Origin of the sequence: Thermococcus indicus, from assembly GCF_006274605.1 — an archaeon.
Lineage (GTDB): Archaea > Methanobacteriota_B > Thermococci > Thermococcales > Thermococcaceae > Thermococcus > Thermococcus indicus.
Map to the genome: position 1 here is coordinate 1,203,783 of NZ_CP040846.1, position 25,691 is coordinate 1,229,473.

Consider the following 25,691-nt stretch of genomic DNA (forward strand, 5'->3'; position numbering starts at 1 on the left):
TTCATTTCTGGAGCATATTTTGGAGCGTTTGTCCCAGCTTTTGCCGGCTTTTCACGGTGAAGAAGTTGAGCCCTCCAGCGCTTCAATTCTCCCGGAAACCTGCCCTTGGGATTAAAAATGGAAACGGAAGAAGAACGAAAAGGTATCGCGTCTCGACTGCCCATTTCCCAGGCTTTGCTCTACCCGTGCTACCCTCCGAGGGTCTTTGAGAGTATGTTCTCGATGACCTTCCAAGGCTCCTTCATGGCACCGCCGTACTTCACTTTCTCCCTCGTGTACCTGACGTAGAGCTCGCCCTCGCGCTTCAGCTCGATGAGGTTGGCCTCAAGACCGGCGTGAGCCAAAAAGTTCCTGTCGTCCACCTGCCGGTTGGGGTTTTTGCCCGCCATTTCAAAGAGCTCTACCAGACGGATCCAGCTCGGGCTGTTGAACTTCAGAGCCTCCGACAGCTTGTTTAGCTCTTTCTTGGTGGATGCCCTAACGCTTCCCCTGAAGATTCTCTCGGATACCTCCAGGAGTTCTTCCAGGGAAAGCTCATCCTTTGGGAGGCCAGCGGTTTCAAGGGCTTTGGCCTGGAAGTGGAGCTTGACAAGGACGCCGAAGCCCTTCCCGAGGGAGAGCCTCCTCTCGACCCTTCCGGGTGAGAGGGCTATCGCCTCTGTGTACGCCGCTTCCAGCTCTTCGATTGCCCCCGCCAGTCTATCGACCTCTGGAAACGCCGAGGCGAAGACGAGGGGCAGGCCGTTGATGACCGACGAAATCCATGCGTTCAGCCTGCCCCGTGATTTTCTCACGTTTTCCATCCTTTTGAGACCCTTCATAACCTCGCCGTATTCCCTGCCCGGGAGGGAGTAGTTACCAAGGTATTCTCCGCTTTTCTCTGGGAGGGGCTCCGTAAGGGGCGAGGGGGTTAGCTTTCTCTCCTCAATTACGTTTATCGTCAGCTCGTGGGTTATTTTGGGAACGTAGGGGTCGGAGTTGTAGGCGGTGAACTTTACCTCGTTCACTATGGCCGCGATGCCGAGGAGCTCCTCCAGTGCCCTGTAGGCGAGCAGGGTTATGTAGTTCAGCCCATGGGTAGAATCGAAGTGGACTTCGAGGTCTCCCCTGGGTGGGATTATCTCCGCGAGTTTGTGTAGCAGGTAATGGTAGGCGTCCATGGCGTTTCCCCTGAACGTTCCGTGTGAGAACTGCCCTATGCCGGGGACGATGATGACGTCAACTTCCCTGCCGGCTCCTATTCTGTCGAGGAAATCCATCACCCTGCCCCTCACGTCTTCCCTGAGGGCTTCAAGTGAACTGAAGTCCCTTCCGAGGGTGTCCGAGAGCAGTATGACAGTCCAGTCGGGCTTTATGACCTTTTGCAGGATCGGGAGCGTGGAGGGGCCGACGCTTTCCTCCTCGCCGAAGCAGTACTTTATCTCCGTCCACCTCTCGAAGTCTCCCCACGAAACGACCAGGAGCTTCATCCCAACATCACCCATCCCATTGGCTTCCCATCGGCGAGTCTCCTCGTCTTGGGGAACTCCCTGGACAGACCCCTCCCGCGAGGTTTTTTGCCAAGTCCGAGCTTTTTCCTCAGGCTTTCCCACTTCCTCTCCTTTCCCAGCAGCAGCCCGATGGTCATAGCGAGCCAGCCACTCCCCCATCCGAGCCTTAAGATGCGACCGCCGTAACCCTGGATGGAGGCGTAGAACGCTTTAACTTTCTCCGCGTTTCTTCCGTACCTTCTAACCCCCTCAAGCTCGGTCCTTACAAGCTCGCCGTGGAACTCATCCACGGCCTCCCAAAGGAACCCCTCAAAGACCTTCCACGGTTCTCCGAGGTCTTTCAGGCACTCCCAGAGGAGCCCGTTGAAGTGGCCGGCGTTGAGCCTAAGAGTCTCGGCGTTTACATTGATTTCGACGTTCAGAGCGGTGCCGGGTTCGAGGGCCTCGACCCATATCGGTATTGGCTGGGGATTCCCGATGACATCAACGCGGTAGAGTGCGAGGTGCCTTCTGCCAACCGGCGGGCTGTCCCTTACGATAAGGGCCCTCAGGGGGTCGCGTTTCGGTTCGTACTTCACGCCCCGTCTGTCGGTTTCCATCCCAAAGACTATGGCCTCAAGAAGGTCGTCGGCCTTTTTCGCCTCGAACCGGTATCTCCTCTGGCTCTCAGCCTTTCTCAGCTCCTCCAGGAGATAATCCACGTAGAACTCAGCCAGGCTTCCGCTCCACCCGATTTTCTCGGCCAGCCTTCTGTCTGTTCTTAAAACTACTTTCATGGCCGTTCCCGAATCCCCGCACTCCCGCAGAACTTTGTAGAGAATCGCCGTTCTTAAAGCCCCTTTCAGGCTCGAACCGGGGATGTATGGCCTTCCGTTTACCTTCATGAACTCCTTCACGGTCATGCTCCTCTTTCCAACTTCGCCGCGAACGGGAAGGGAGTAGAGGGAGTATTCCCTTACATCCAGTCCGAGCTCGTCTATGTAACCTTTCCAGATGTAGGAATCGCCGGAAGGGTTTTTGAGCAGGTACAGTATCTCTTCAAGGCTTACCCCCATGTCAGTCAGCTTTTTCATGAGCTTCTCCGTGTCGAGGACGTAAACGACGCCGTCGCCGGGGTAGAGGTCGAGGGGCGTTAGCTCGTTTCCGTTACCGATGTGGAGGGGTGAGAGGACCCTCAGCATCATTCGAGACCCTCCGGAATAATGGCTGGCAGGGGGAAAGTGAGACCGTAGGTGTAGACCTTGAAGGGCAGTCCCATCTCAAGGCCTTCGACCCTTCCGGGGTCGTCTCTTATCACCGAGCCCTCGGCTATGAACGTCATCTTGGGCTTTCTCTTCCCGAAGCTCCAGCCGCCCTTTCTCAGGGTTCTCCAGAGTACCGGCCTCTTCGTAGGCAAGGCATTGGAGAGTGTGACTGCGTAGGGACTTGCGGGGGCATTGATTTTTATGGACTCGAAGGAGGGCTCAAAGAGGCCGAAGCCCCAGGTTGACTTTCCTCCGATGCCGCTGTCCCCTAAGAGCCTCACCGCGGGCTTTATGAACTCATTGAAAACATCTCCGGGGCCGGAATACAGGAAGTACAGGCCGGAGTCGTCCCTGAACCGAACCTCCTCCCAGAAGTAAATTGAAGAATCCTGCGCGACTCTATCGAGGACGACCTTTGGAACGTCTACGATAGAGTGGGTGTTCTCCTCGGGAACCTCGAACGGTTTCAGCCTCAGGGCCTTCTCAAAATTTTCGAGATCGAGATAAGCCGCTCGCTTCATCCTCTTGACCCTGGCTGTGTCGCCCCCAAAATCCATGAGCTCAACGGTGAGGGGCTTTGGGAGGTAGTATGTATCGCCTGAGTATGGAAAGGCCGAGCTTATCCTCGCGCCCTCTTTGAAGGCCCATAACAGTTCCTCAACGGCCTTACCCCCATCGAGCGTGGCGAGGGCGTTCGCAATGGCTCCGAAGAGCGTATCCGCGTGGGGAATCCCCGTTACCGGCCCCTTGGGTCTCAGGCGGACCACTTGGAATTTCCCCATCACTCAGCCCCCAGCCTGCTCTTCACCCCCGAGAAGAGCCCATCGAACTCCTTTAAAACCTCTGAGACTGACTTTTCTCCAACCTCAACTGTGATCTTCTCTTCATCGGCTCCGGTTCTGTAGTACTCTGGAGTCCTGAGCTCGATGTAATCAAACTCGAACTCAACTTTACCATAGCCCCTTGAACCCGAGCCGCCGAGGTAGCTGTCCTCAAGCAGAGCCATCGCCGTGAGGAGGTTCCTCACGTCATCCTCCCAGTGGTCAAGCCTCTCGACGTTGTAGATTATCTCGAACTCAAACTCGGTTCCGGCAACGACACGCTCGTTGGTTCTGGGGTTGGCTTGGGAGGTAACGCGGTCTATACCGACCTCTATCTTTGCCTCCGTTAGCTCTTCACCCGATTTCCACCTTTCGACCCACTCCTCTGTCAAAAATGCGTCTCTAACTATTACCCTAGAGGGGAAGTTGCTCTCGTTTCCGCTCGCTCCGAAGAGCCTGCATACCGGACAGTTAAGAGCGGAATCGTAATCCGGGCAGATGTGTATCCAACCCTTGTTGATTCGCCTGTTGAAGAACTTCCCACAGTTCTCTTGGTTGGTTGGCCTACAGCTTCCCGGAGAGTATTTTGAGAGTACCGGATAGCGCTCTTTCATTCCCTCAAGCTGAGAGTTTACGAAGACTTCGAAGAGTGCCCTTAGACGACCCTTCAAGGACGAACCCGGAATGTACGGCAGCCCAGTGTGGGGGTCCTTTATGACTGGGTTGTCTATCCCCCCAATTTCGGAGATGTCCCTCTGAGAGCCTATATGGAGACCCGTCACGGCCTTAATCCTTCCCCTTACAACAAGCTTTCCATAAAATTCCCTATTCATCACTCCCTACCCCCGAAAAACCTGTGATAGGCGACGATCGCCTGAAGGAAGTCGTAAAACTTATCAAAGTTATCCTTGGTGGGTTCCTGCATGAGAACTTCGAGCATCGGATCAAGGACACTGTGGAAGGCCTCGAGGGGGTATCTCGGCTGTCCGGTTGCTTTTCCAACCGTGTATGCTAAGAGATAGCGCATCTTGACGATGTCGTCTTTTATATTCCCGTCTCCCCTCTTGGCTTTTAACTCCGTGGTCCTTGCCATCTCTAGGATCTTCCTCACTTGGTTAGTCTTCAAGCCTTGGGCAACAAGATACGCCGCAACTGTGATTGCATTGGCCAGTCTCCTCTCCGGACTCCACTCATTGAACTTTCTCGCATCGCTAACCACACGGGTAAAGTAGGGGTTTATACTGTTCCTATCGAGGGTCCTGTTTCCGAGTGCGGTTTTTATCCCCACGACATCTGGGAATTCTCCAAAAAGCTTGGACGCGTCCGTCCGGGAAAACTCCCTCCCGGAGTGCCTGTTCCTACCATATCCGCCTTGATAGCCCACAACCTTCACCTCCTAACGGCCATAAGCACGATTTTCAGAACCCCATCAATCCAGTAAATCGGCTGGGGTTCGTTTTTTTCAACGGCGTTCGCATCAATCCCCACAAGCTCTGGGAAAAGGTCCGAGAGGCCGTGCCTTCCGAGGAGATATGCCGTGAGGTATGCCCAGCGGACATCGTTTGGGGTTCTTACGTAGAGCTCCCTAAGCTCAAGGAGACGCATTAATAAGCCCCTCTTCGAGTCAAAGGGCTTTCTAAGCCTTCCATTCCCGGCATACACTTTTGGTGTGTACCTCTTCCAGAGCTCCCCGTATTCGTCCCAGGTGTACGATAAGGGGTGCCTTCCGTCCTCCGGACGGCTTCTTTCAATTACCGTTACCCTGTTTCTCCCCTCATCCTTTGCCTTCTCAAGCCTCTCGCCCACGACCTCGGCCATCCTGTATATCGGGGTCTTCGGGTCGAAGTAGCCCAGGCCTGCCGAGAGCGTTAAGCCGTTTCCGGTGTATGCCCTGAACGTTTCCCTTATCCTGAAGGCCAGCTCGAAGACTTGGTCCCACGCTCCAACGATGAAGAAGTCGTCGCCACCGGCGTACACAACGACGATGTCCGGTTTCTCAGGCCATCCCCTCAGGGAAGGTACGTACTCCGAAACGTATCCGAACTTTCCTTTGATTATGGCCCCCAGGTATCCCTTGAAAAAGTAGTCCATGAAGCGTGAAGCCGTGGCCAGCTTCGACGGACTGTCCATGGAACGGAAGAAGTCTCCTAGGAAGTCAACGTCTCCCTTGAGGACACCGATTCTTTTTACTCCGGTTGATGCCTCCGCAAGCTCTTCAAAGTCTGCTATTCCTCCCTTCGAGGACTCCCTGTAATAGTCCGCCACGAAGTACGGAACGAACTCGATTTCAGGTGGCAAGTTGGCCGGTGGCTTTAGCGTGTTCTTCAGTAAGAGGGCCTTCCCGGAAGACACTTCGCCGAGATGTGGGACAAAGCCCGAGAACGGGCCTTCCATGAGGGCTGCAGGGTCGTCTTTTCCGGAAAAGACAAAGCCCCCGATCTTCGGCAGGTTCTTCCCCAGCTCCGCGAGACCATTGCAGGTGCTACAGACCCTGACCTCGGGGTCGAGAACAAACGGTTCGAGCTTCCCCTCTGGAACTTCTCTCCCACAAACCGGGCACTCCTCCAGCTTTTCTGCCTTTGGGACATTGAAGAGGCTCTCAACCTCTCCAAAGCGCCTGAGCTTCCTTACGGCGAGCTTCTTTTTCAGCCTTCCCCTTGCCCTCTCAAAGAGATTCTCTGATTTGCTTCTTCCGAGTTCTTCACCCGTCACCGGCTCCCAGTCGAGGGCCAAGTAAAGGGATCCGTCGAATTCATTCCACAGCCACTCTGAAACGTGCTTCCTGATGCCCTCAAGCTCCCCCACTGCTTCCGGTGTATTCTGGGCGATTATTAGAAAGTGACCACCGGCGTTGAATATCACGTTCGCCCTCGTCAGGTTCAATCTCCTGAGAATCTCAAGCACCACGTCCCAGCCAAGGAGCCCCAGGTAGGCGCTCCTGGCGCGCAGGTACTTAAGGGTTCCCTTACCGCTAATGCGGTATATGAAGTCCTGTATTCCGGAAAAGTCGCCCTCAATGAGGAGAAAACGCTTCTCCTTTTTACAGGTTCCGGATTTGACTTCCTCCACGGTGCATCCGGAGTGGAGCATAGCAAGGGCTATGGCAGAGGTCATGCGCATGTGGTCGTAAAGGGAGATGGTGTTCCCCTCAAGCGTTACCGAGCTCACAAAGCTCAGGTACTTTTCGAGAAGGGGCATTAGTCTATCTGTTTTGAGAGGGGATTCAATAAGCTCTCCTGTGAGCCTTCTGATGATATCTCGGTAGTCCGTCCCCGAGATGCGGACATCCCCAGCCGGCATCGGGAGTCCTGCCCCGAAATCCAATGGGTAGAGGGGATACTTTAGGTCTCTGCTAAAGACAGATGCCAACGGTCTGAAAACATAGAACTCTCTGCCTTCCCCTTCCCTCTCTGAGGAGGATAGGTTGTCGGCCTCATAGACTATCCAGAGGGCATTGAAAACATCCTCTTCCGACAGCCCAAACCTCTCGGGGGAAACCTCTCGAATCTTGGCCCTCATACGCTCCTCGTTCTCCATGTGATCCCAGTGATGGAACTCTGAGAAAAGCGCTAAGAGCTCGTATTCTTCCCTCTCTGTGCTTCTGGCAATATCCCTGAGAAAGAGGGCACCCTGAGTGGAATGGTCACCCGAGTAGAGACCGGCCCTCTGGACGGGCTTGCCGACGTCATGTAAAAGTCCGCCGAGGGCCACAAGTTCCCTTAAATCCAAGTCATCACCTCCTTATGGGATTTAAAAATCCAAAGCCTAAACTGTTCTTTTCACCCAGCCCGGCTTCCATGATGAACTCGTAGAACCTTCTTTCCTCGGCTCTTATTCTGTCTTTCTCAAGAAGCTCCCAGTGGGAACCTATCACCGGAAAAGCGCGGCCCCACTTAACGACCCTCACGTAGACGTCCAGCTTTCCATTTTTCCTGAGCTTAGGTATCATGCGGTCGAATATCGGGCCATCGAGATGGAAGTCCTCCCCATAGAAAGCGTTGTACTTCTTCTCGGCGTTTTCCTTAAGTCTATTGAGGAAGAAGTGGAGGTCTCTGTGGGCGTGGAGTTTGAAGTACTCGTTCTCCCGGGAGTTTTTGTATATGACAACGGGAGAACCCGTTTGGAAGTGCTTTCTGGGGGGCAGTTTGAACTTTTTGAGTTCTGCTATTATGAGCTCCTCGGTGCCGAGGTGGACACTCACCCTGTCCTTCAAGCTGGAATGGAGGGCATTGATGAAGTCTTTATCCGGGGATGATACTATAAGGGTTGGTCGTCCGGAGCGGTCAATGAAGAAGTCCGAGAAGGTGAAGAACTTGAACTTCGCCTCGCTGTGGCGCTCCCCGTACTCCGTGCCCCTCAACATGTTGTAGATGAATCCCTGGACAGCGTGTTTGTTGGGTCTGATGCTTCCGTTTCCGTCCGGATAAAACGCCACCTTAAGCCTCATGAGCGTCACCGAAGGGAGGCCTAAATAACTTAGGTTGGTATAGTTTATAACGGTTTTGAGCACGTCATCAGAGGGGTTGAAACAAAGGGTTCCAGACGGTCCCCACCCCGTGTGACTACCAAAACAAACCGTTTTCACCTAGATTGAGAACAGCTGAACACACAATTCTGTAGCTACTGAAACGGCTAAGATCAGGGCCTACATCACTGCCAGGAACTCCTTTCCACACAATTCTGTGACTACTGAAACGACGGATAGTAGTCTATGATTACAGTAACTACTGTGACTTTCCACACAATTCTGTGACTACTGAAACGTTTGATGCCTGCTCAGCCATATCCAATATTTGTGAACTTTCCACACAATTCTGTGACTACTGAAACATATGATGGAGGTCATGGCTATTGAACTGAGGAAGATCTTTCCACACAATTCTGTGACTACTGAAACCTGAAAAATGAGGACGACTGAGCTCGCCTGGAAACTTTTTCCACACAATTCTGTGACTACTGAAACTCCGCGACGCCTCGACCGGAGAAGTCCTGAATGGGGTTTTCCACACAATTCTGTGACTACTGAAACTTAACAGAGAATGATAAGGCCGTTATCCATAGAGTTCGTTTTCCACACAATTCTGTGACTACTGAAACACGAGGATAGTCATTGACCCTGAGACTGGCAAGATAATGTGTTTTCCACACAATTCTGTGACTACTGAAACCTTACTCTGTGTTAGGACTCCCACGAGCGAGATTAGTTTTCCACACAATTCTGTGACTACTGAAACAAAGGGGGCCTCGTCATTGACGTGACATTCGACGATGTTTTCCACACAATTCTGTGACTACTGAAACGCTTGTTGAATCTCTTTGAGCCAGTAGCGAGGTAGTTCGTTTTCCACACAATTCTGTGACTACTGAAACTTGAGCGGGTAAAGCGGGTTGAGGTCGTTACCGAGCCAGGTTTTCCACACAATTCTGTGACTACTGAAACGGTTTTCGTTCTTTATCTTGGGTTTTGGTTTGATTTGGTTTTCCACACAATTCTGTGACTACTGAAACTGAGTTTTACGGTGCGTAGTCAGAGGTATGTGTCTAGGTTTTCCACACAATTCTGTGACTACTGAAACAACGAGGATACAGGTTCCACTCACATGCAGATTTTACGTTTTCCACACAATTCTGTGACTACTGAAACGTTTGATGATGAAATCTATGAGCTTGAAGAGGAGGTGTTTTCCACACAATTCTGTGACTACTGAAACTTCCGCACACCATAGAGAACCCGACCCCTGCCCAGAGTTTTCCACACAATTCTGTGACTACTGAAACCTTCACGGAGAGAAAGGGCTGGTACATCGTTTCGTTCTTTTCCACACAATTCTGTGACTACTGAAACTTATATGCGGGCCTTGGCGTGGCGTCGGTCTCTCCTATCTTTTCCACACAATTCTGTGACTACTGAAACGTCGGTGGCAAGTCCTTTAGAGGTGTGCGCCTCGAAGTTTTCCACACAATTCTGTGACTACTGAAACTGTTTGCACGGTATATGAATTTGCAGGAATGATTGAGTTTTCCACACAATTCTGTGACTACTGAAACTGAAGACCCTTAAGAGTGTTCTTTCAAGGATTAAGAGTTTTCCACACAATTCTGTGACTACTGAAACGCTTACCTTTGGGACGTTGTTCCTACCACCCCACTTGTTTTCCACACAATTCTGTGACTACTGAAACCCGTATGTAGCTGTCCTGCGCCGACTGCACGAAGTTCGTTTTCCACACAATTCTGTGACTACTGAAACTATAAAAACGGACAACTAGTAAGCACTACACAACTTGCTTTCCACACAATTCTGTGACTACTGAAACGACCACTCCCACGAACCCATAACAAAAGTTACAGCATCTTTCCACACAATTCTGTGACTACTGAAACAAGGTGTTAAATGCCCTTTTAACGCCCTTTATCTCTTCTTTCCACACAATTCTGTGACTACTGAAACATCTGCAACTCCCTCCTTGAGCTCGACTTTTGTGAACTTTCCACACAATTCTGTGACTACTGAAACGCGGGTTCTCTGGGGCAGTCGTAGCGGCGGCATTTTCCTTTCCACACAATTCTGTGACTACTGAAACCCGGCTGGCGAGCACATACTGCACGCACTCATAGCCACTTTCCACACAATTCTGTGACTACTGAAACCACTTGAGAGGGACGTTCTAAGGGTCGAGCTCTGGACTTTCCACACAATTCTGTGACTACTGAAACATGACCCTCTTGTGATTATCTGGTTTTATTCTCATGACTTTCCACACAATTCTGTGACTACTGAAACCGCCCCTCTCATAAGCCTCAATCCTAACTTCCACCACCTTTCCACACAATTCTGTGACTACTGAAACTGAAATCGAGGCCAAAAAGTGGGAGTGGTGGTAATAACCTTTCCACACAATTCTGTGACTACTGAAACCCCTCGCCCGTCGCCTCCGGACCGCGAGGGAGGCTATCTTTCCACACAATTCTGTGACTACTGAAACTCGAGATAACACAAAAAGCAATTCAGAAGCTCTTCGCTTTCCACACAATTCTGTGACTACTGAAACTTTTGTGAGCTTTACTAACACTGCCATCGACGTCATCTTTCCACACAATTCTGTGACTACTGAAACTTAACTGCCCCAACTCTGCGAGGAGGGCCTCCGTGTCCCTTTCCACACAATTCTGTGACTACTGAAACTCACCGGCACGGCCCTAAGCTTGCCGGCTTCTATCGCCTTTCCACACAATTCTGTGACTACTGAAACCTGTTGGTGATTGTAGGTTTGTTGGTGTGGTTCATGCTTTCCACACAATTCTGTGACTACTGAAACTATTGTGTTCGATGTTGTATTAACTCGCATTGTAGAGGCTTTCCACACAATTCTGTGACTACTGAAACAGGCGGGAATTTTGCCCTGTTTTACCCATTGGCTTTCTACGCTCTCCAGATATTTAAGGGTTTCTGGAAGCCTCAAGAATTCGAGCTTTTTCCGGTCTTCAATTTCAGGGTGATAAGCCCTGGGACTCTCAATTGGGGCTGTTGTATGGCTTCTCCCTTTGACGTTCATTATTGTTCACGTGATTTCCAAAGGGTTGAGAGGGGGTGTTTTTTGGAGAACACCTCTCTAAGACGACTAATCGTCAAAAGATTCTATCTGGCCCAGATACTACTATTTTAGGGAGCTTTTTAGGAGTTTTCTCAAATTCTCCCTTAGAACGGGTTACAATATTAACCGTGCAATATTACGGATTGTTACATTTTGGGGACGACAATTTTTGACTTCCAGTCTCATCTTGCCCCTTCTATCCCAGTTTTAACCCCGGTAATTCCCCCGTTTGGGAAAAGGAACCTTTTCGGCGTGATACTCACCTCTCAAAAACGTAGAAATACCTCTCCAGGCTCTTGTGCACGCGTTGGTAGTACCTGCCAACCGGCTTAAAGCCGACCCTCTCGGCTTCCTCTTCCCCGTCGAAGTCCGCTGGAAACGCTATCGCCAGCCTCCCGCCCGGCTCGAGAACCCCGTGGATGCTCTCCAGCACCTTCCTGTACAGCTCGTTCCTCCTCCTGCCGGCGAGGGTCGCTGAGGTTCCGTAGGGTGGGTCAGTGGCTACCGCCTCGAACGTTTTATCAAAAAGCTCCGAAAGCCTCGTCGCGTCGCCGAGTTTAAGCTCGAAATCCTTCACCCCGTAGTGCCTGAGGTTCCTTTCGGCCCCTTCAACCATCTCCGGCCTGATATCGACCCCATAGACCTTGAGGCCGAGCAGCCCTGCCTCCATGAGGATTCCGCCGGCACCCATCATGGGGTCGAGGAGTTCCCTTTTGGCCTTCGTGAGGTTCACAAGAGCGCGGGAGATCCTCGGGTGGAGCGAAATCGGTCTGAAAAACGGCCTGTGGTGGGCCTTCCTCCTCTCGAAGTCCTTGGGGTCAAAGAACCTGAGCCTTATCCCCGCGTAGACCCTCTCGCCGCAGTAAACCCTAACCAGAGTGTCCGGCTTTGAGAGGTTCACGTGAAAACCCTGGGCGTGTATCACCGCCCCCAGCTTCCTCGGCAGGTCGAGGACGTCGTGCCGGCAGTTGGCCATCGTCTCGGTATCGACCTTGAAGGTTCCCCGGATCGGCCAGTCCACCTCCTCGGCCTTCTGAAGGAGCTCCCCTATGGAGTCGGCTTCCACGATAAGCTCCCCGTATTCGTGAGCGAGGCCGAGCCGGTCGAGGTAGGGGAAAGCCGTCTCATCCGCATCGAGCTTCAGGAACAGGTAGTCTTGGCCGATTATCCTTCCGCCGGCCAGTTCCAGCATGGCCTTTACCTCGTCCTTCGCCATCTCCGGCAGGTTCCCGAGTATCTCAAGGTAGAGCATGGTTGGAGCTTTTCAGAGGGGTTTTTAAGCTTGTTCCCCTTCGTTTGTTATTCCTGGGAGTGGACCGGGCCATTCCATCGGCGCGATTAAGTTCGTAAATCATCCGCCTGCGAAACGTTAATAGGGGTGTGGGTGAATGTTATATCGGTGAATTTCCATGGAGATAACTGACAAAGAGGTTTTTGAGATTGCCATAAACGCGGAGATACGGGCCAAGGAGGCCTACGAGAAGCTCGCTTCTCTCTCCACCAGCGACATAATACGCGACGAGCTTCTCTTCCTCGCGAAGGAGGAGGACAAGCACCGCGAGATAATCGAGAAGATGGCCGAGAAGTTTGAAGGGGCCAGGACGGAGCCCAAGAAAATAGAGATCGACGTCATGGGCGAGTTCAGGGTCATAGCCGAGAAGCTGTCGGAGCTCGTTCAGAGGCCTGGCTACCCCGACATATACAGGGAGGAGTTCTACGACCAGCTGATGAAGGATATAAACTTCAACTTCTAGCCCGCCTCTTACTATTTCCTCGTATTATGATTACCAAGGTTTTGATGTGTTCACAATTGTTTTTTAAAGTTGTTTACAGAAAACTCCAGAACACCGAAAGCTTAATAAGCGACATTGATGTAACATTAAGTGCAAAACCCCGTTGGGGGGAGGGCGATGCTAAGGAATGTGTTGGCCCTGTTCTTGCTGGGAGTTTTATTCTTTTCAGGAGTGGCCGTGGCACTGGACGGCGACGAGCCGGAGGCAATAACCAGGGACCCCCTCGTCCACGACGAGAACACCTACGCGCCCACCGACGATGGAAGTCTCTACTGCTGGATAAGCGGGTACGCGAGCCAGAGCAAGCCCGGTTACCTCTACAACATACACGGCGACGCTGGTTCGACTGGAGTTTGTGAGCTATGGACTACAAAGTTCAGCCCGTCCACCGCAACCCCACCGGCCGGATACGCCTGGGACTCCGCCCAGATAGCCGCCACCGGCTGGTGCCCCTTATGGCCCAAGACCATCTACGCCGAGATAACCTGGGTTCCGGGAACTACCTACACAAGTACAACCGAGAAAGGTGAGTGAATCGGAATCGGGGGGAATCACATGGAGAGGGTTTCCAGGTTTTTCGTTCTCCTCTTTTTCGTTCTCTTGATCCTAAGCCCGCTCGCCTCGGCAACGCCCTACTGGTTCAAGGAAGGGATATACGCCAAGTACGTCGCCAGGGGCTGGCTGTCAATCGACCTGGACACCTCCGCGGGGAACGTGACCTATTACTGCCCCAGGGTGGAGTTCACGTGGCGCGTCCTCAACGTTTCAGACGATAAGGCCCGGCTATCGCTCCTTCTACTCGGGTTCAACTGCACCCGGGAGGCCTACTCCACTCTCGGCCTGGAGGAGGCGAGGGCCCTTCTCCGGAAGTACCAGGAGCGCTACAACTTCACCGGAGGTGACTGCCTGGAGGTGCCGATCGCCGGCGGCAACGTCACCGTGTGCGAGGAGAGCTACTATGAACGGACGGCGCAGCGGTCAGTTAGCCTGATGATTATGGAAGGTGAGGGCAGGCTGGCCAACAAGTCGTACATACCGGAGAACTTCAGCAGGGCCGGGGTCGTCGAGATCGACCTGACCACGGGGAAAATCCACGTGAACGGCACCCCCGTTGGGGGAAACTTCCTCTGGGCCGAGAATCCGGCCAACGTGACCGGGCTTGAGATACTGCCGGCGCTGAAAGTTGAGAATGTCAAAATGATAAACTCGACCGCGATGACGTACTACGGCGACTTTAACGCCCCGGTTTACATGGCCCACACGAACATGATGAACCTAAAACGGATTGTTGGAAAGGACGTTATCCTCTACGACGGATCGAGCGGCCTGGCGGTGGCTTTCTTCACGCCCTTCAGCCCGCTGTGGAAGGCCCTCGGCGTGAGCAGTACCATGATTCAGGACACCGAGTTTGCCGAGGAGCACGAGGAGGAGATCAAGGAAAGCAACAAGATGCCGCCCTTCGGCCTCGTCCTGGCCAAGACAAACATAGACTTCACCAAGCCAGCAGAGCTTCCCGACGAGGGGCCCTCAAAAACGGCCATCTTTGCTGTCGCTGGCATCGTTGCAGTTCTCGGCGCGCTCTTCCTCTGGAGGTGGAGGAGGTGAAGGAAGTCCTCCGCTGGGAGCTCCGCTCCCCGCTCAATTTGACCCTGGCCTCGGCCGGGGCGGTTCTCGTTGGAACGGTGATGAAGAGGTACTACCTGACCTGGAGCGCTGGTTCCCATGGCGGGCCTCATGGGGTAAATATACTTGGTTCGGTCTTCCGGACGGCATTCACCGGCGACGTTTACCTGATCCTCGCGATACTGGTTCCCTTCATAATAACCCTGGCCGTAAGGCTTGAAAGAGATGAAGGTGTTGCCCTCTCGGTGTACTCCCTCCCGGTTTCGAGGGTTAGGATCCTCCTCGCCAAGTTCCTGGCGGCTTTTCTCGCGCTCTTCCTCTTCGCCTTTTCAGTGTACCTCCTCGTCTTTGGCATGCACTTCTCGGCAACCCCCGGTGCCGTGCTCAGCGTCCTGAAAATCCACACGGCCCAGATGGCGTTCTTCTACTTCTCCGCCCTGCTCTTCATGACCTCCGTTGCGGCCCTGATAGCGATAGCCTCGCCCAACACCTACGTCTCCATCTTCGGGGGATTCATAGCGCTCTATCTCCCCATGTTTTTGGGGACGACCTGGTACGGGCCGGTGCCTTGGCGGAATGCCCTGATAGACTATAGATCCGCGACGATTTCGGTGTGGTCGGACCCAGTGTTCTCGTGGGCTTTCGTGAAGATGACTCTCCTTCCGGCGCTGGTACTTATAGCCTTTTACCTCCTCATCGGCAACTGGAGGGACGTGAGATGAGGCTCCTCCGGGCCCTCCTCCTCACCCTCATGCTGGTTTCTTTGGTCGGCCTTGCCCTTCAGTCGAACCTCAGGCCGAGCGACGTTCACTACAAAACGGCCTTCGTCTCCGAAAGGGATGCGACTGCAGTTTACATATCCTCAATGGCGTCGGTGAAGCTCTACGCCGTTGGGACCGGGGAGTTCTGGATAGAAGACCTGCAGACGGGGGAGACGATATTCACCGGCGAAGTGGAGGGCAACGGGGCGTTCTCGCTCGTCTTTCCCCACCCAGGATACTACGAGTTCGGCGGGAACTCAAGAGGGGGCATCACCATAACGATAACGCCCGTTGATGTCGGCTTCCCGGGGAAGCAGAAGTCGGCACACCTGTGGGTCTCGGCCTTGTTCGGAGGGCTTTTAGCGCTTACCCTGCTTGGGGGTGGGAGGAGATGAGCGCGGTAATCGAGGCGAGGGACCTTCACAAGTACTTCGGCCCGATAAGGGCCCTTCAGGGGGTCACGGTGGAGATACCCGAGGGCCTGACGCTCATCCTCGGCCCCAACGGAGGCGGAAAGAGCACCTTCATGAAGGTCGCGCTGGGCCTCTACAAGCCAACGAAAGGAACCGTGAGGCTCCTCGGAAAGGATCCCTGGCGGCACCCGGAGGTGAGGAAGAGCATCGGTGTGGCCTTCGACCCTGGAAGGTTCCCGAAGCTGACCACCGGGAGAGAGTGGCTGGAGTTCATTGCACGGACGCGGGGAGCGAATCCGGACGATGTTGAGAAGGCAGCGAGGCTCTTCGGCATCGAAGATGCCCTCGACAGGAGGATAGACGGCTACTCCTCGGGAATGGTGAAGAGGCTTAGCCTCGCGCAGGCCTTCGTTGGAGAGCCGGAGGTGGTTTTCCTTGACGAGCCTCTGGCCAACCTGGACTTTGAGAGTGTCGCAGAAATCGTGGGCATCATCGGGAAGTGGAAGGGCAGGGGCAGAAGCTTCGTTCTCATAAGCCACATATGGGAGCCCTTTGAGCGGCTGGCCGACTACGGAGTGGTCATCAGCGGCGGGAAGGTCTACCTGAAGGGGGAGTTTGGAGAGATGGCCGGGGAGATAGCCGCGATGTTCCGCCCACCTGGGACGGATACGGCCCAGAATTCGAAATGAGCCTCATCCTCCGAACTCCCCGTTCAACGCTATCCAGCCCACGTAGATTAGAAACGCTAACACGGAGTACTCCATAAGTGCCGCGAGCCTTTGATGGCCGGTCTTTTCCACCTTCTTTGCTAACACCTCCGTTCCCGCGTAGGTATGGAGGAGCAGGAGGGAGACGAAGCCCAGCTTAACCAGCCGGCTGAGGTGGATCGCCTGGGAGCGGGAGAATGTCAGAAGCCCCAGCGAGGCGTTTCTGGCTGCCTCGCTCGTCAGCCCGTAGCCGCTGATGACGAGAAGCCCCGCTAAGAGGAGCAGGGGCAGGGAGGTCCACTCGACAATCGCAATGGCGGTCTTTGCCTTCATCTCATCACCTGCCCGGGGATAGCTCATCGGGGATGTAAGCGTCGTCAGGATAGCCGGCGCTCTCCCACGTGCCTGTAAAGTCGTAGCTCACGAGCTCGATTCCCGTCAGGTACTTTATCCACTTGTAGCCCCACCTGCCCGGAGCGACTATTCTCGGAGTTATCGGCTCGCCGTTAAACTCATAGGCTATGATTATGTCTTCGTCCTCCCTTACCGCGTCGAGGTAGAGGTCCGTCGTAAAACCGTCGCTGGCGTAGAGGGCCACCTTGTATGCCCTGCTCTTGGGCTTTGCCAGTTCAATGACTGTCCTCAACGGAACGCCCTTCCACGTTCCATTCTTCCTGACCTTTCCCGGTTCGCCGACGCAGTAGAGGGGCGCCTCAACCTCCCTCGATGGGAGCTTCGAGAGCTCGTCGTAGGTGATGTTGTAGGGCCTTTCAACGAGCCCCGTGACCTGGATGACGCCGAGCTCCTTTGGAGCCTCAACCGTTGCTGTGTTCCCATCGTCTCTTGCCAGTAGGTACGTCCCGCCGATGAGGAGAATGATTATAAGAAATGCGAAAACATCTTTTCTCATAATATCACGACCTTCGCCCAGAACAGGGCCTTAATTGCCCTACTCGCGGGCGTATAAAAGGTTTTTTGGGCAGTTCTGGGTACTGGCCATTAACTTACACCTTTTTCAGCACCACGAACTCCTTATAGTCCATCACCTTGACGAAGCCCTTTCTCATATAATATGAATAAGCCTCGAGCTCCGGGAAGGTTATCACGTACGCTTCCTTGCCGAGCTCCTGAAGTCTCTCTATGGCGAACTCCAAGAGCTTTGATCCATACCCCCTGCCTTTGTATGACGGATCCACCATGAAGAACTCGATTAGTCCGGTTCTCTCCCTCCTTATCTCCTCCGGCACCCACCAGACGTCCTTGCCTTCGAGGTTGTAAACCAGGGCCACGGTGCCCATTACCCTCCCGTCACTATCGCGCAGGACGTAGAGCTCGTCGAACTCCTTCCCAAGGCGGAACTCAAGGAACGGTTCGTAAACGCGCTTAAAGCCATCGAAATCATCCGTTGATGGCTTGTTCTCCACCCACTCCAGCGCGGGATACGCTCCGTTCGTGCCCCGGTAAACCCTGAAGACGAAGTGAACCAGCTCCCCCTTAAGTGCCAGTGGCTCATCCACCCTCTCAATCCTCATACCTGTCCACCAAAGGTTATTAGGACCCGAAACCTAAAACGTTTTGGTGATAACATGAATGAACTCCAGGCTTTGGCCCTTGCCCTTGAAGTCGAGAAAGCCGAGTTGAAGTTCTACATAAGGCTGGCGAAAAAGGCCGACGACGAACGGGCTAGGAGAATGTTTCTGTTTCTGGCAAACGAGGAAGCGGGCCACTGGGAGCTGTTCGAGGAAAAGTTCGTCGAGAAGCTCATAGAGGAGTGCGAGCTCCCCGCGGTTGACAGGGCCGCCCTTGAGAGCCTCCTGGTGGAGGCCGACGAAAAGAAGCTGAGCGAGGTGGACGCGGTAAAGATAGGGATGGAGCAGGAAAAGAAGACCTGGGAGTTCTACGAGAGGGCCGCGAGGGAGGCGAAGCACGAGGACGTCAAGCGCGTGTTTGAGGAGCTGGCAAAGGTCGAGAAGGGTCACTACGAGCTTCTGAAGGCCCAGTACGACTCGGTGATGAAGACCGGCATCTGGATGGACTACCAGGACTTCAGCCTCGAGGTGGACTAATCCATCAATGATAAAGCACCGCTGGGATAGGAGCACAGGGCCCTCTGTTCTTGCTTTTTAACCTGGGGGGTATCTGGGCTCTTGTTCCTTACGGCGGGCAGCTTGAGACCTCAGAGCCCTATAATATCGGGCAGAACTTCGGGGGCTTCCAATAGCTGAACGTCCTGCCTTTTACGAAGCTCCCCGCGCAGCCAGTACGAGTGCTCGGCCCCAACTAAGACGAGCATCTTGCCGTCCTTCCTTCTTTCACTTGCTTTGAGGATCTGCTCCAGAAAATGCTGGTTCCATGCTTCCCATGCTGTCCTTTCTTTATCCCCGAACAGTGAGTTCTGGTACCTGCGTTTGATCTCAAAATGGCGGTCCGTTTCGTAGGAGTTAACGTCAATGACCGAATTCCACCAGTTGAAAAGCACCTCATAAAGGGCTTCCACGTAGAGCTTGAAGTGCTCCAGAGCGTCTGGATTGTTTTCCTGCACCTCTTCCATTGATTCCCTCGCCATTCGTATCAGTTCGGAATACTTCGGCTCGGGCGGTTCGAGTGGGAGGACTTTACACTTCAGTCTGTCAATCAGGGGATAAACGCTGTTCTGGTATTCCTGCTTTATCGTCTGCGGTATTCTGCCCTCAACGTCGGAGGGCCTCAGCTCAACGGCGAGAACATCCGGCGAGAAACTCCAGATTATATGCGCCAGGTCTTCATAGGTGTAGTAATTCACGTGGTCGTGGAACTGGTGCAAGGTGGAGAGAACTATAACTTTCATAATATCACGTCCTAATATGGTGTAGAGAAAAGGGGCTATATAAGACTTTGTCTAAAGAACTACTCGCCTTCAAGAAATGGGAAATGATTAATGCAGTCCTTTGTGTCCACACTTCATTCCAGCAAAACGTTGACGAGCTTGACCCTTCTGCCCGTTTTCTCCCTGATTCTTTCTATTATCTCCGGGTCGTTGAAGTCGATAACTTTGCCCCCACTTATCAGGTTAATGTGCGGCTCTGTGTTGAGCTCCACCCTAGTCTCTCCGTCCAGGGAGAATAATTCAATGAGACCCAGCTCTTTCAGAGTTAGGACGTTGGAATACAGTGTGGAGAAGCTCATTGTTGGGAATTCCCCTTTGATCTCGCTGAGGATATCCTTGAGTGAGGGATGTTCGCTTCCGATTCTATCGAGTATCTCCACCAGTTTGAGCCTCTGGGGTGTGAGCTTGTAGTTATGCTCTTTGAGTCTTTTAAGAGCCTTCTCTTTCCACATGGTTTAACCTACACCGCCTAGCTTATAAGGCTTTCTAATTAGAAATTGCTTCTAAATGGAAAGCTTTATTAAGTAGGAACGCTAACAGCGTATGGTGAAAACTATGTCTGAACACAACCGAAGGCTCGTTGAGAAGGCCGGGATAGATGTGGAAAAGCTTTTGGATATGCTGCTTAAAGCTGCAGCCGCGGAGTTTACGACCTATTACTACTACACGGTTCTGAGAAACCATGCGGCAGGTATGGAGGGGGAGACGATAAAGGAAATAATCGAGGACGCCCGTCTTGAAGATAGGAACCACTTCGAGGCCCTTGTTCCGAGGATATACGAGCTTGGCGGTGAGCTCCCGAGGGACATCGTTGACTTCTCCAAGATGGCCTGGTGCCGCGACGCTTACCTTCCGGAGGAACCGACCGTTGAGAACATCCTCAAGGTTCTCCTTGAGGCGGAGCGCTGTGCGGTCGGCGTTTACACCGAGATATGCAAGTACACCTTTGGAAAGGACCCGAGGACGTACGATTTAGCTCTGGCGATACTCCACGAGGAGATCGAGCACGAGGCATGGTTCGAGGAGCTCCTCACCGGCAAGCCGAGCGGGCACTTCAGGAGAACCAAGCCCGGGGAGAGCCCCTTCGTTTCGAAGTTCCTGAGGTGAAAAGTGTTATTAACGTCGGGACGTACTGTGTAGTGGTGATACCATGCTAGCCGAAAAACCCTACCTTCTCGGCAGGGAGAAGCCCCTCTCAAAGAGGGAAATAGCCCAGGCCCTACGCTGGGCCATAGAAGCCGAGCTCGACGCCATAAGCTTCTACGAGCAGCTGGCCGAGCTTATTGAAGATGAAAGGATAAAGCATATCTTCCACGACGTTGCCAATGAGGAGAAGGAGCACGTCGGGGAGTTCCTGGCGGCGCTCCTTGAAGTCGATGAGGAGCTCGTGAAGTACATGAAGGAAGGCTTTGAGGAGGTTGAGGAAGAAACAGGCATAAAGGTCGAACTGTGACCTTTTCGTTCCCCTTTTCCATTCCTTTCCTTCGATTCTCGTGCACTGGACGGTATTTTAATGCACTATTATGCTTGATGAAAAACGTTATTAAGGTTCGATGTCCATATAAATCTGGTGATGCACATGGTTGAACCACTAGTTAAGAGGGCCTACGAGACCGAAAAGAAGGCCGCCGCAAGCTACACGGACGGTCTCGGCCTCATAAGGGGACAGGGACTGAGGTACACCAAGGTTGAGGACGTTGTCGGCAGGATAGCCGTGGACACGATAATACACAAGCACCTGATGAAGGCCATCCTGGAGGCTCAGAAGGAGTTGGAGAAGCTCGCGGGAGAAGGCCCCATAGAGGAGGTCAAGGAGGTCGAACTTGTACCGGAGCAGAAGGCCCTGGTCAAGCGCTTTGCCGAGATGCATCTGGAGATTGAAAAGGACATGATAGAGACCTACCAGAAGATGGCCGAGAAGATGACACACCCGCTGTTTAAAGGCCTCGCCGAGGCCCTTGTCGAGAACGAGAAGGAACACCACAGAATTCTGGCGGAGCTAATAGCAAAGTACAGGGAGTGAATAACGGAGACGTACCCTTTTCTGGCCTCTTTTTAATTTGTGGGTTGAAAAAGAAAAACTGGACTACGGTCCAACGTGCATCATCTGGCTGTACATCTCCCAGTCGAGGAGGAGCTCGTATTCGGCGCGTAGAGTGTAGTAGTGGCCCTTCTCCATGTCGCTGAGGTAGCGCATGAGTCTTTTTCTGTCCTCTGTCTCTACAATTTTTTCGATCTCTTCATAGAATTGGGCGGCTATCTCCTCGGCACGCATAGCCCAGCGGATGAGTTCTATGATGTCCTGAGCACTGTGGAGCTCCCTTGCAACGGGCTGAAGTTCGGGCCCTATGTGCTCCTCGGGGTAGAGAACCTCTTTTCCCGGGAACATAGACCCGTACATCTTTCTCAGGAGCGCTTCGTGCTTGCCTTCCTCTCCCGCGAGCCATGTTATCTTTTCCTTCAGGGCGGGTATCTCTATCCTCTCAGCGAGGCTCTCATAGAACTTCCGGGCCCCGATCTCGGCCTTTATGGCCATTCCGAGGAGCTCCTCAAGGGAGAACTCCTTAACCTTTTCGAGGGGAAGCCCCTCCTCAAGTTCCTGAACCATAAATCACCCCTCCGCAAGCAACAGTCCAATTTCGTTGTAGATTCTTATTCTATTAAACCCTTCCGCTTTCAGGGCGTCCATTATCTCTCCCAGTATTCTGTTCTGGACGTTTATGGCCAGTACCTGGCAGAAGTGACACTCCGGCGTTGACCTGGCCATCAAAAGAAAAACCTCGACCTCGTCCCCTTTCACGGTCAGCCCATAGAGGAGCCCCTCTTCGACGATATTGAGCCCGGTTTCGGGGTCGTGGACTTTTTCCAGAATCCTGACTACCCTGGAGACTTCGGGGGGCAGGTCCTCCCTGGGGCCCCTTTTGGGCTTCTTCTTTGCTTTGAAAAGTCCAAAGAGTCCCAAGGCTCAGGCCTTCTCCGTGCTTATATCCTCAATTGTATACCCCTTCTTGTTCTCAAAAACTCCGACGGGGTTGTTCTTGAGGTCGTAGACGTAGACGTTCTGGAACTTCACCAGGGCAAAGCGCTCTATTATGTCGCCTATTATCTTGGAGTACGCTATCGCACTCGCTCCGGTTATGTTGTACTCGGCGTGGCTCTCGAAGTTGAGCCAGACCTTGAGAGTATCCTCAGTAACCTCCAGACCAGCCACAACACCCGAGTCGAGTATGTCTCCACCCGTGACGGGGTCGGTTATCTTTGCGAGTTCATCGAGAACAGCCCTGTAGTGTTCTGGCCACTCCCTGCCGGGCATATAAACCTTCATTTTTTCTCACCTGAGGAGAGTTGGAGTGCCCCATTATAAGCTTTCCTGGGCAGTTCTGGGGAAGCGTTCCCTGAGGACGCCGTGAAGCGCGACGAGTATTGCAACCCAGAGGGCGGTTGAGATGATGTACAGCCCCATGGCCAGCGGATTTCCGGGTTCGGACGCGTTCAGGGGCACGGAGAGGGTGAACAGCCACGCCGAAAGCCTCGCTCCCCTGCTGTAGGGTTTGGGGGTGTGGACGTAGAAGGCCGCGGCGTCCATGAGGATCACGACGGCTATGGCAGAGAACGATTCGATAACGTACAGAACCCTGTCCCCGCTCAGCACGAGCGAGCCCACTATCACCGCCACCTGGACGAGCATCTCGGGCTTCGCCCTCACGAGGCCGCTTTCCGAGAGTGCGTAGACTATCAGGGCCGGCCCGAGAATGGCGGGGAGTGCCATGACCTCGGTTCCCATACCCAGCATCAGCTCGATGAATCCGAGTGCCGTCAGGAGACCGCCGAGGAACATGAACCGCGAGATGCTCCTGGTTCCGAGCCGGAACTTCTCTATATTCCTTGAAAGGTTCCACGTCAGGAGAATCCCGAGAAGAACAAGGATCCCACCGACCCCCATGATACCATGATAGGGATGCATTCTTTATCATCTCATTCATTGCTTATTGTTTGGGTAGGGCGGTTGCGTAAATAAACCTTCCGGCCGGTTCGCGGCGAATCACTAAAAAATAGGGGTTGGGGCGGAAAATTCACTCAAGCGTGACCTCGTTCTCCCAGAGGCCGTGGATGTTGCAGTAGCTGAGGGCATAGAGCTTGCCCTTCTTCTGGGTCCTGAAGAAGAAGACCGCCTTCGGCTCGGTCAGCGGGTCGCCGTGGTTGGTGAAGGCAACCCTGCCGACGAGAACCGGGAAGTTCTCTCCCTCCGGGTGGAAGTAGAGCTCAATCCAGGCGATGTGGTGCTCGGGGGTGTTCGGGTGCGGTATCTCCTTGCCGACGCTGACCTCGACCTTGACGAGGTCGCCGTCCTTCTCGTACTCTATAACGGGGACGTGCTTCTCCCCCTTCCAGTCTCCACTCTTTATGGTTCCGCTAAGCATCTCAACCACCTCACTCGATCTTTTCAAACATATCCTTTGGTGCACCGCAGAGCGGGCAGACCCAGTCCTCGGGAAGGTCCTCAAACTTTGTTCCAGGGGCTATCCCGGCGTCCTCGTCACCTTCATCCTCATCGTAGATGTAGCCACAAACTATACACTTCCACTTCGCCATTTCTTTCACCACCCTAATGTTATTAGTCCGGCCTTATAAGGTTTGCGCCTCAAACTTGAGAAACGGAAAAACGAAAGATTCATTCAAAGACCACGAACTTGTCCCTGGGGGCACCGCAGACCGGGCAGTACTCGGGGGCTTCATCGACGGCGGTGTATCCACATACCGGGCAGATATAGACCTTCTTTATCTCGATGTCTTTCCCGTTTTCGGCGAGCTCCTTAGCTTTCTTGTAAAGTTCTGCATGTATCTTCTCCGCCTCCAGGGCGTAGTGGGTCGTCCTAACCGCGTCCTTCTCGCCCTGGAACTCCGCGGCGTTCTTGAAGACCGGGTACATCTCCTCGACCTCGTAGGTCTCGCCGTCTATGCCAGCCTGCAGGTTCTCGGGGGTCTTCCCGAGGTGTCCGAGCGCTATGAAGTGGTTCTTCGCGTGGACGAATTCCGCATAAGCTATGGCCCTGAAAAGCTTCGCTATTCCGGGAAAACCCTCCTTTTCGGCCTTCTCGGCAAAAATCAGGTACTTCATGTGGGCCATGCTTTCTCCGGCGAAGGCATCCTCCAGAAACTTCCGGGTCATTTTTCTTTCCACTGCCATACGATATCACCAACGAACGATGCTGCAATATCCCTTCGAGTTTGGAGTATATAACGATTTTCCAAACCTAAGGTTTGAGGAAACCCGCACTTCAGTCAATAGGCAGTCCCTCTTTAATGGCTTTTTCGAGCCTGAACGCTTTCTTCATGTCACCCAGTACAACGGCGCCGCTGACTTTGCCGCCATCGTAGAAGACCCTGGTGTCCTCATCGAGCCATTGCGCCTGGCCCTTGGTCCTTCCGATAATCGCCACACCGAAGTCGGCGAACTTGAAGAATGCAGACCTGAATGGGACGTAATTGGCCTCCTTCCCGGCCAGTATTCTTGCGAGAACCTTCGCCTGCTCCACTGCCGTTTTGGCGGTTCCCCCGATGACTCCTCCCAGTTCAGCGCAGTCCCCTATGGCGTAGACGTCCCTGGCCGATGTTCTGAGGTGGTCATCGACCAGTATTCCCCTGCCGGCATGGATGCCACTCCTCACGGCCAGCTCCTTGTTAGGTACTATCCCGAAGGCGCAGACCTTCAGTCTGCCCTTGATGTAGCCCCTGTCCGTCTTAAGACCCTCCCCGTCGGCTCCCAGGGCGTTCGTTTCCAGATGGAACTCAACTCCAGCACCTTCGAGCGCTTCCTTTATGCGTCCGCTGAGCTCATCGTCAAGGCCGAGCAGGGTTTTCCTTCTGTGAACAAGCCTGACTGTGTATCCTGCCTTGGCAAGGTTTCCCGCCAGTTCGAGGGCTATGAAACCTCCGCCGAGGATCGTTATTTCTCCCTCTTTCTCAAGGCGCTCTTTTATCAGCCTTGCATCGCTGAGGGTTCTGAGCGTTAGGATGTGCTCCCTTCCAGGAATCGAGGGCTCCCTTGCCCTGGCCCCCGTCGCGATCACGAGAACGTCGTAGGGCACCTCCCCGGCACTCGTCACGAGAACCCTTCGCAGTCTGTCAACCAGCTTTGCCTCAGCTCCGAGGAGCAGGGTTATCCCTTTCTTCTCGTACCAGTCCAGGGAATAGGGAAAGAGCCTTTCCTCCGGCAGAAAGCCCGCTATGTAGTGGCTCAGCATGGGTTTTGAGTAGTGGGGCAGGTTTTCCTTCTCGACTATCGTTACCTCGAACTCCTCGCTCAGGTCCTTGGCGAGCTCAACGCCACCGGGCCCGTTACCGACTATGACGAGTCTCATTGAACGCACCTCAAAA

The 25,691-nt window shown here is 53.5% G+C and carries 31 protein-coding genes and 1 CRISPR repeat array; of the genes, 10 read left to right on the forward strand and 21 right to left on the reverse strand.

The features are described from left to right. Nucleotides 1–188 precede the first annotated feature (188 nt). The 8 genes from csx1 to FH039_RS06660 form a co-directional block, all read right to left on the reverse strand. Nucleotides 189–1,469 (reverse strand): CRISPR-associated CARF protein Csx1, encoded by a 1,281-nt coding sequence (csx1, locus tag FH039_RS06625; RefSeq protein WP_139680679.1) that lies wholly within the window; start codon nucleotides 1,467–1,469, stop codon nucleotides 189–191. Beyond that, nucleotides 1,466–2,674, reverse strand: a complete 1,209-nt coding sequence (csm5, locus tag FH039_RS06630) for a type III-A CRISPR-associated RAMP protein Csm5 (RefSeq protein WP_139680680.1) — start codon at nucleotides 2,672–2,674, stop codon at nucleotides 1,466–1,468. The genes csx1 and csm5 overlap by 4 nt, the downstream gene beginning before the upstream one ends. Beyond that, entirely contained in the window at nucleotides 2,671–3,516 is an 846-nt protein-coding gene (gene csm4, locus FH039_RS06635; protein ID WP_139680681.1) for a type III-A CRISPR-associated RAMP protein Csm4, read from the reverse strand. Before csm4 ends, csm5 begins: the two co-directional genes overlap by 4 nt. After that, on the reverse strand, nucleotides 3,516–4,388 hold the full coding sequence (csm3, locus tag FH039_RS06640; RefSeq protein WP_139680682.1) for a type III-A CRISPR-associated RAMP protein Csm3: 873 nt from the start codon (nucleotides 4,386–4,388) through the stop codon (nucleotides 3,516–3,518). The genes csm4 and csm3 overlap by 1 nt, the downstream gene beginning before the upstream one ends. After that, complete coding sequence (gene csm2, locus FH039_RS06645) at nucleotides 4,388–4,948, reverse strand: type III-A CRISPR-associated protein Csm2 (protein WP_139680683.1); 561 nt, start codon at nucleotides 4,946–4,948, stop codon at nucleotides 4,388–4,390. The genes csm3 and csm2 overlap by 1 nt, the downstream gene beginning before the upstream one ends. Then, nucleotides 4,945–7,284, reverse strand: a complete 2,340-nt coding sequence (gene cas10, locus FH039_RS06650) for a type III-A CRISPR-associated protein Cas10/Csm1 (RefSeq protein ID WP_139680684.1) — start codon at nucleotides 7,282–7,284, stop codon at nucleotides 4,945–4,947. Before cas10 ends, csm2 begins: the two co-directional genes overlap by 4 nt. Nucleotides 7,285–7,288: 4 nt before the next feature. Beyond that, nucleotides 7,289–8,002, reverse strand: coding sequence for a CRISPR-associated endoribonuclease Cas6 (gene cas6 / locus FH039_RS06655; RefSeq protein ID WP_139680685.1), 714 nt, complete (start codon nucleotides 8,000–8,002; stop codon nucleotides 7,289–7,291). 152 nt (nucleotides 8,003–8,154) lie between these two features. Next, a CRISPR array of direct repeats spans nucleotides 8,155–10,942; the repeat unit is 31 nt; unit sequence GTTTTCCACACAATTCTGTGACTACTGAAAC. Between the two features lie 467 nt (nucleotides 10,943–11,409). Then, nucleotides 11,410–12,402, reverse strand: coding sequence for a TIGR01177 family methyltransferase (locus FH039_RS06660; RefSeq protein WP_139680686.1), 993 nt, complete (start codon nucleotides 12,400–12,402; stop codon nucleotides 11,410–11,412). A 157-nt stretch (nucleotides 12,403–12,559) separates the two neighbouring features. On the opposite strand from FH039_RS06660, the gene FH039_RS06665 reads away from it, so the two are divergent. The 6 genes from FH039_RS06665 to FH039_RS06690 all read left to right on the forward strand — a co-directional run bounded on the left by FH039_RS06665 (nucleotide 12,560) and on the right by FH039_RS06690 (nucleotide 16,429). Further along, nucleotides 12,560–12,904 carry a ferritin family protein gene (locus FH039_RS06665; protein WP_139680687.1) on the forward strand — a complete coding sequence of 115 codons (345 nt, stop codon included), beginning with the start codon at nucleotides 12,560–12,562 and terminating at the stop codon, nucleotides 12,902–12,904. Between the two features lie 156 nt (nucleotides 12,905–13,060). Continuing rightward, nucleotides 13,061–13,477, forward strand: a complete 417-nt coding sequence (locus FH039_RS06670) for a hypothetical protein (RefSeq protein ID WP_139680688.1) — start codon at nucleotides 13,061–13,063, stop codon at nucleotides 13,475–13,477. 21 nt (nucleotides 13,478–13,498) lie between these two features. After that, a complete protein-coding gene (locus FH039_RS06675; protein WP_139680689.1) occupies nucleotides 13,499–14,548 on the forward strand; it encodes a hypothetical protein in 1,050 nt (349 codons plus the stop codon). Beyond that, nucleotides 14,545–15,288, forward strand: a complete 744-nt coding sequence (locus FH039_RS06680; RefSeq protein WP_139680690.1) for an ABC transporter permease — start codon at nucleotides 14,545–14,547, stop codon at nucleotides 15,286–15,288. Before FH039_RS06675 ends, FH039_RS06680 begins: the two co-directional genes overlap by 4 nt. Continuing rightward, nucleotides 15,285–15,722: a hypothetical protein gene (locus tag FH039_RS06685; protein WP_139680691.1), complete on the forward strand. Its 438-nt coding sequence runs from the start codon at nucleotides 15,285–15,287 to the stop codon at nucleotides 15,720–15,722. Before FH039_RS06680 ends, FH039_RS06685 begins: the two co-directional genes overlap by 4 nt. Further along, nucleotides 15,719–16,429: an ABC transporter ATP-binding protein gene (locus tag FH039_RS06690; RefSeq protein WP_139680692.1), complete on the forward strand. Its 711-nt coding sequence runs from the start codon at nucleotides 15,719–15,721 to the stop codon at nucleotides 16,427–16,429. The genes FH039_RS06685 and FH039_RS06690 overlap by 4 nt, the downstream gene beginning before the upstream one ends. A gap of 3 nt (nucleotides 16,430–16,432) precedes the next feature. On the opposite strand, the gene FH039_RS06695 is transcribed toward FH039_RS06690, so the two are convergent. The 3 genes from FH039_RS06695 to FH039_RS06705 all read right to left on the reverse strand — a co-directional run bounded on the left by FH039_RS06695 (nucleotide 16,433) and on the right by FH039_RS06705 (nucleotide 17,979). After that, on the reverse strand, nucleotides 16,433–16,780 hold the full coding sequence (locus FH039_RS06695) for a hypothetical protein (protein WP_139680693.1): 348 nt from the start codon (nucleotides 16,778–16,780) through the stop codon (nucleotides 16,433–16,435). A gap of 4 nt (nucleotides 16,781–16,784) precedes the next feature. Further along, nucleotides 16,785–17,357, reverse strand: a complete 573-nt coding sequence (locus tag FH039_RS06700) for a molybdopterin-dependent oxidoreductase (RefSeq protein WP_139680694.1) — start codon at nucleotides 17,355–17,357, stop codon at nucleotides 16,785–16,787. A 94-nt stretch (nucleotides 17,358–17,451) separates the two neighbouring features. After that, nucleotides 17,452–17,979, reverse strand: coding sequence for a GNAT family N-acetyltransferase (locus FH039_RS06705; RefSeq protein ID WP_139680695.1), 528 nt, complete (start codon nucleotides 17,977–17,979; stop codon nucleotides 17,452–17,454). 54 nt (nucleotides 17,980–18,033) lie between these two features. On the opposite strand from FH039_RS06705, the gene FH039_RS06710 reads away from it, so the two are divergent. Beyond that, on the forward strand, nucleotides 18,034–18,513 hold the full coding sequence (locus FH039_RS06710) for a ferritin family protein (protein ID WP_139680696.1): 480 nt from the start codon (nucleotides 18,034–18,036) through the stop codon (nucleotides 18,511–18,513). 110 nt (nucleotides 18,514–18,623) lie between these two features. On the opposite strand, the gene FH039_RS06715 is transcribed toward FH039_RS06710, so the two are convergent. Further along, nucleotides 18,624–19,274 carry a hypothetical protein gene (locus FH039_RS06715; RefSeq protein WP_139680697.1) on the reverse strand — a complete coding sequence of 217 codons (651 nt, stop codon included), beginning with the start codon at nucleotides 19,272–19,274 and terminating at the stop codon, nucleotides 18,624–18,626. A gap of 113 nt (nucleotides 19,275–19,387) precedes the next feature. Continuing rightward, nucleotides 19,388–19,765, reverse strand: a complete 378-nt coding sequence (locus tag FH039_RS06720; protein WP_139680698.1) for a Fur family transcriptional regulator — start codon at nucleotides 19,763–19,765, stop codon at nucleotides 19,388–19,390. 103 nt (nucleotides 19,766–19,868) lie between these two features. Here FH039_RS06720 and dps point away from each other — a divergent pair, with 103 nt between their 5' ends. The 3 genes from dps (at nucleotide 19,869) to FH039_RS06735 (ending at nucleotide 21,336) form a co-directional block, all read left to right on the forward strand. Beyond that, the gene (gene dps / locus FH039_RS06725; RefSeq protein WP_013466635.1) at nucleotides 19,869–20,420 is read left to right on the forward strand and encodes a DNA protection during starvation protein; all 552 of its coding nucleotides are present in this window, start codon (nucleotides 19,869–19,871) and stop codon (nucleotides 20,418–20,420) included. A gap of 43 nt (nucleotides 20,421–20,463) precedes the next feature. Further along, nucleotides 20,464–20,766, forward strand: a complete 303-nt coding sequence (locus tag FH039_RS06730) for a ferritin family protein (protein WP_139680699.1) — start codon at nucleotides 20,464–20,466, stop codon at nucleotides 20,764–20,766. Between the two features lie 120 nt (nucleotides 20,767–20,886). Beyond that, the gene (locus FH039_RS06735) at nucleotides 20,887–21,336 is read left to right on the forward strand and encodes a ferritin family protein (protein ID WP_240703305.1); all 450 of its coding nucleotides are present in this window, start codon (nucleotides 20,887–20,889) and stop codon (nucleotides 21,334–21,336) included. A 63-nt stretch (nucleotides 21,337–21,399) separates the two neighbouring features. On the opposite strand, the gene FH039_RS06740 is transcribed toward FH039_RS06735, so the two are convergent. The 8 genes from FH039_RS06740 to FH039_RS06775 all read right to left on the reverse strand — a co-directional run bounded on the left by FH039_RS06740 (nucleotide 21,400) and on the right by FH039_RS06775 (nucleotide 25,675). Further along, a complete protein-coding gene (locus tag FH039_RS06740; RefSeq protein ID WP_139680700.1) occupies nucleotides 21,400–21,921 on the reverse strand; it encodes a ferritin family protein in 522 nt (173 codons plus the stop codon). Nucleotides 21,922–21,924: 3 nt separating this feature from the next. Further along, the gene (locus FH039_RS06745) at nucleotides 21,925–22,275 is read right to left on the reverse strand and encodes an iron-sulfur cluster assembly protein (protein WP_139680701.1); all 351 of its coding nucleotides are present in this window, start codon (nucleotides 22,273–22,275) and stop codon (nucleotides 21,925–21,927) included. A 3-nt stretch (nucleotides 22,276–22,278) separates the two neighbouring features. After that, a complete protein-coding gene (locus tag FH039_RS06750; protein WP_139680702.1) occupies nucleotides 22,279–22,638 on the reverse strand; it encodes an iron-sulfur cluster assembly protein in 360 nt (119 codons plus the stop codon). 33 nt (nucleotides 22,639–22,671) lie between these two features. Further along, nucleotides 22,672–23,256 (reverse strand): hypothetical protein, encoded by a 585-nt coding sequence (locus FH039_RS06755; RefSeq protein ID WP_139680703.1) that lies wholly within the window; start codon nucleotides 23,254–23,256, stop codon nucleotides 22,672–22,674. Nucleotides 23,257–23,386: 130 nt separating this feature from the next. After that, nucleotides 23,387–23,734, reverse strand: a complete 348-nt coding sequence (locus tag FH039_RS06760; RefSeq protein WP_139680704.1) for a class II SORL domain-containing protein — start codon at nucleotides 23,732–23,734, stop codon at nucleotides 23,387–23,389. A gap of 10 nt (nucleotides 23,735–23,744) precedes the next feature. After that, nucleotides 23,745–23,906, reverse strand: coding sequence for a rubredoxin (rd, locus tag FH039_RS06765; protein WP_088180549.1), 162 nt, complete (start codon nucleotides 23,904–23,906; stop codon nucleotides 23,745–23,747). 79 nt (nucleotides 23,907–23,985) lie between these two features. Beyond that, on the reverse strand, nucleotides 23,986–24,501 hold the full coding sequence (locus FH039_RS06770; RefSeq protein ID WP_139680705.1) for a rubrerythrin family protein: 516 nt from the start codon (nucleotides 24,499–24,501) through the stop codon (nucleotides 23,986–23,988). A gap of 91 nt (nucleotides 24,502–24,592) precedes the next feature. After that, on the reverse strand, nucleotides 24,593–25,675 hold the full coding sequence (locus FH039_RS06775) for an NAD(P)/FAD-dependent oxidoreductase (protein WP_139680706.1): 1,083 nt from the start codon (nucleotides 25,673–25,675) through the stop codon (nucleotides 24,593–24,595). Between the last annotated feature and the right edge of the window lie 16 nt (nucleotides 25,676–25,691).

Coding starts and splice junctions, on each gene's coding strand:
- FH039_RS06695 (WP_139680693.1), bottom strand. CDS start 16,780: ATGAAGGCAAAGACCGCCATTGCGATTGTCGAGTGGACCTCCCTGCCC.
- FH039_RS06660 (WP_139680686.1), bottom strand. CDS start 12,402: ATGCTCTACCTTGAGATACTCGGGAACCTGCCGGAGATGGCGAAGGAC.
- FH039_RS06740 (WP_139680700.1), bottom strand. CDS start 21,921: ATGGTTCAGGAACTTGAGGAGGGGCTTCCCCTCGAAAAGGTTAAGGAG.
- FH039_RS06685 (WP_139680691.1), top strand. CDS start 15,285: ATGAGGCTCCTCCGGGCCCTCCTCCTCACCCTCATGCTGGTTTCTTTG.
- FH039_RS06715 (WP_139680697.1), bottom strand. CDS start 19,274: ATGAAAGTTATAGTTCTCTCCACCTTGCACCAGTTCCACGACCACGTG.
- FH039_RS06720 (WP_139680698.1), bottom strand. CDS start 19,765: ATGTGGAAAGAGAAGGCTCTTAAAAGACTCAAAGAGCATAACTACAAG.
- cas6 (WP_139680685.1), bottom strand. CDS start 8,002: ATGAGGCTTAAGGTGGCGTTTTATCCGGACGGAAACGGAAGCATCAGA.
- FH039_RS06775 (WP_139680706.1), bottom strand. CDS start 25,675: ATGAGACTCGTCATAGTCGGTAACGGGCCCGGTGGCGTTGAGCTCGCC.
- FH039_RS06730 (WP_139680699.1), top strand. CDS start 20,464: ATGCTAGCCGAAAAACCCTACCTTCTCGGCAGGGAGAAGCCCCTCTCA.
- FH039_RS06705 (WP_139680695.1), bottom strand. CDS start 17,979: ATGAGGATTGAGAGGGTGGATGAGCCACTGGCACTTAAGGGGGAGCTG.
- rd (WP_088180549.1), bottom strand. CDS start 23,906: ATGGCGAAGTGGAAGTGTATAGTTTGTGGCTACATCTACGATGAGGAT.
- csm3 (WP_139680682.1), bottom strand. CDS start 4,388: ATGAATAGGGAATTTTATGGAAAGCTTGTTGTAAGGGGAAGGATTAAG.
- FH039_RS06665 (WP_139680687.1), top strand. CDS start 12,560: ATGGAGATAACTGACAAAGAGGTTTTTGAGATTGCCATAAACGCGGAG.
- csm4 (WP_139680681.1), bottom strand. CDS start 3,516: ATGGGGAAATTCCAAGTGGTCCGCCTGAGACCCAAGGGGCCGGTAACG.
- csm5 (WP_139680680.1), bottom strand. CDS start 2,674: ATGATGCTGAGGGTCCTCTCACCCCTCCACATCGGTAACGGAAACGAG.
- FH039_RS06690 (WP_139680692.1), top strand. CDS start 15,719: ATGAGCGCGGTAATCGAGGCGAGGGACCTTCACAAGTACTTCGGCCCG.
- FH039_RS06710 (WP_139680696.1), top strand. CDS start 18,034: ATGAATGAACTCCAGGCTTTGGCCCTTGCCCTTGAAGTCGAGAAAGCC.
- dps (WP_013466635.1), top strand. CDS start 19,869: ATGTCTGAACACAACCGAAGGCTCGTTGAGAAGGCCGGGATAGATGTG.
- FH039_RS06760 (WP_139680704.1), bottom strand. CDS start 23,734: ATGCTTAGCGGAACCATAAAGAGTGGAGACTGGAAGGGGGAGAAGCAC.
- csx1 (WP_139680679.1), bottom strand. CDS start 1,469: ATGAAGCTCCTGGTCGTTTCGTGGGGAGACTTCGAGAGGTGGACGGAG.
- FH039_RS06770 (WP_139680705.1), bottom strand. CDS start 24,501: ATGGCAGTGGAAAGAAAAATGACCCGGAAGTTTCTGGAGGATGCCTTC.
- FH039_RS06755 (WP_139680703.1), bottom strand. CDS start 23,256: ATGGGGGTCGGTGGGATCCTTGTTCTTCTCGGGATTCTCCTGACGTGG.
- FH039_RS06735 (WP_240703305.1), top strand. CDS start 20,887: ATGCACATGGTTGAACCACTAGTTAAGAGGGCCTACGAGACCGAAAAG.
- FH039_RS06700 (WP_139680694.1), bottom strand. CDS start 17,357: ATGAGAAAAGATGTTTTCGCATTTCTTATAATCATTCTCCTCATCGGC.
- FH039_RS06750 (WP_139680702.1), bottom strand. CDS start 22,638: ATGAAGGTTTATATGCCCGGCAGGGAGTGGCCAGAACACTACAGGGCT.
- FH039_RS06675 (WP_139680689.1), top strand. CDS start 13,499: ATGGAGAGGGTTTCCAGGTTTTTCGTTCTCCTCTTTTTCGTTCTCTTG.
- FH039_RS06670 (WP_139680688.1), top strand. CDS start 13,061: ATGCTAAGGAATGTGTTGGCCCTGTTCTTGCTGGGAGTTTTATTCTTT.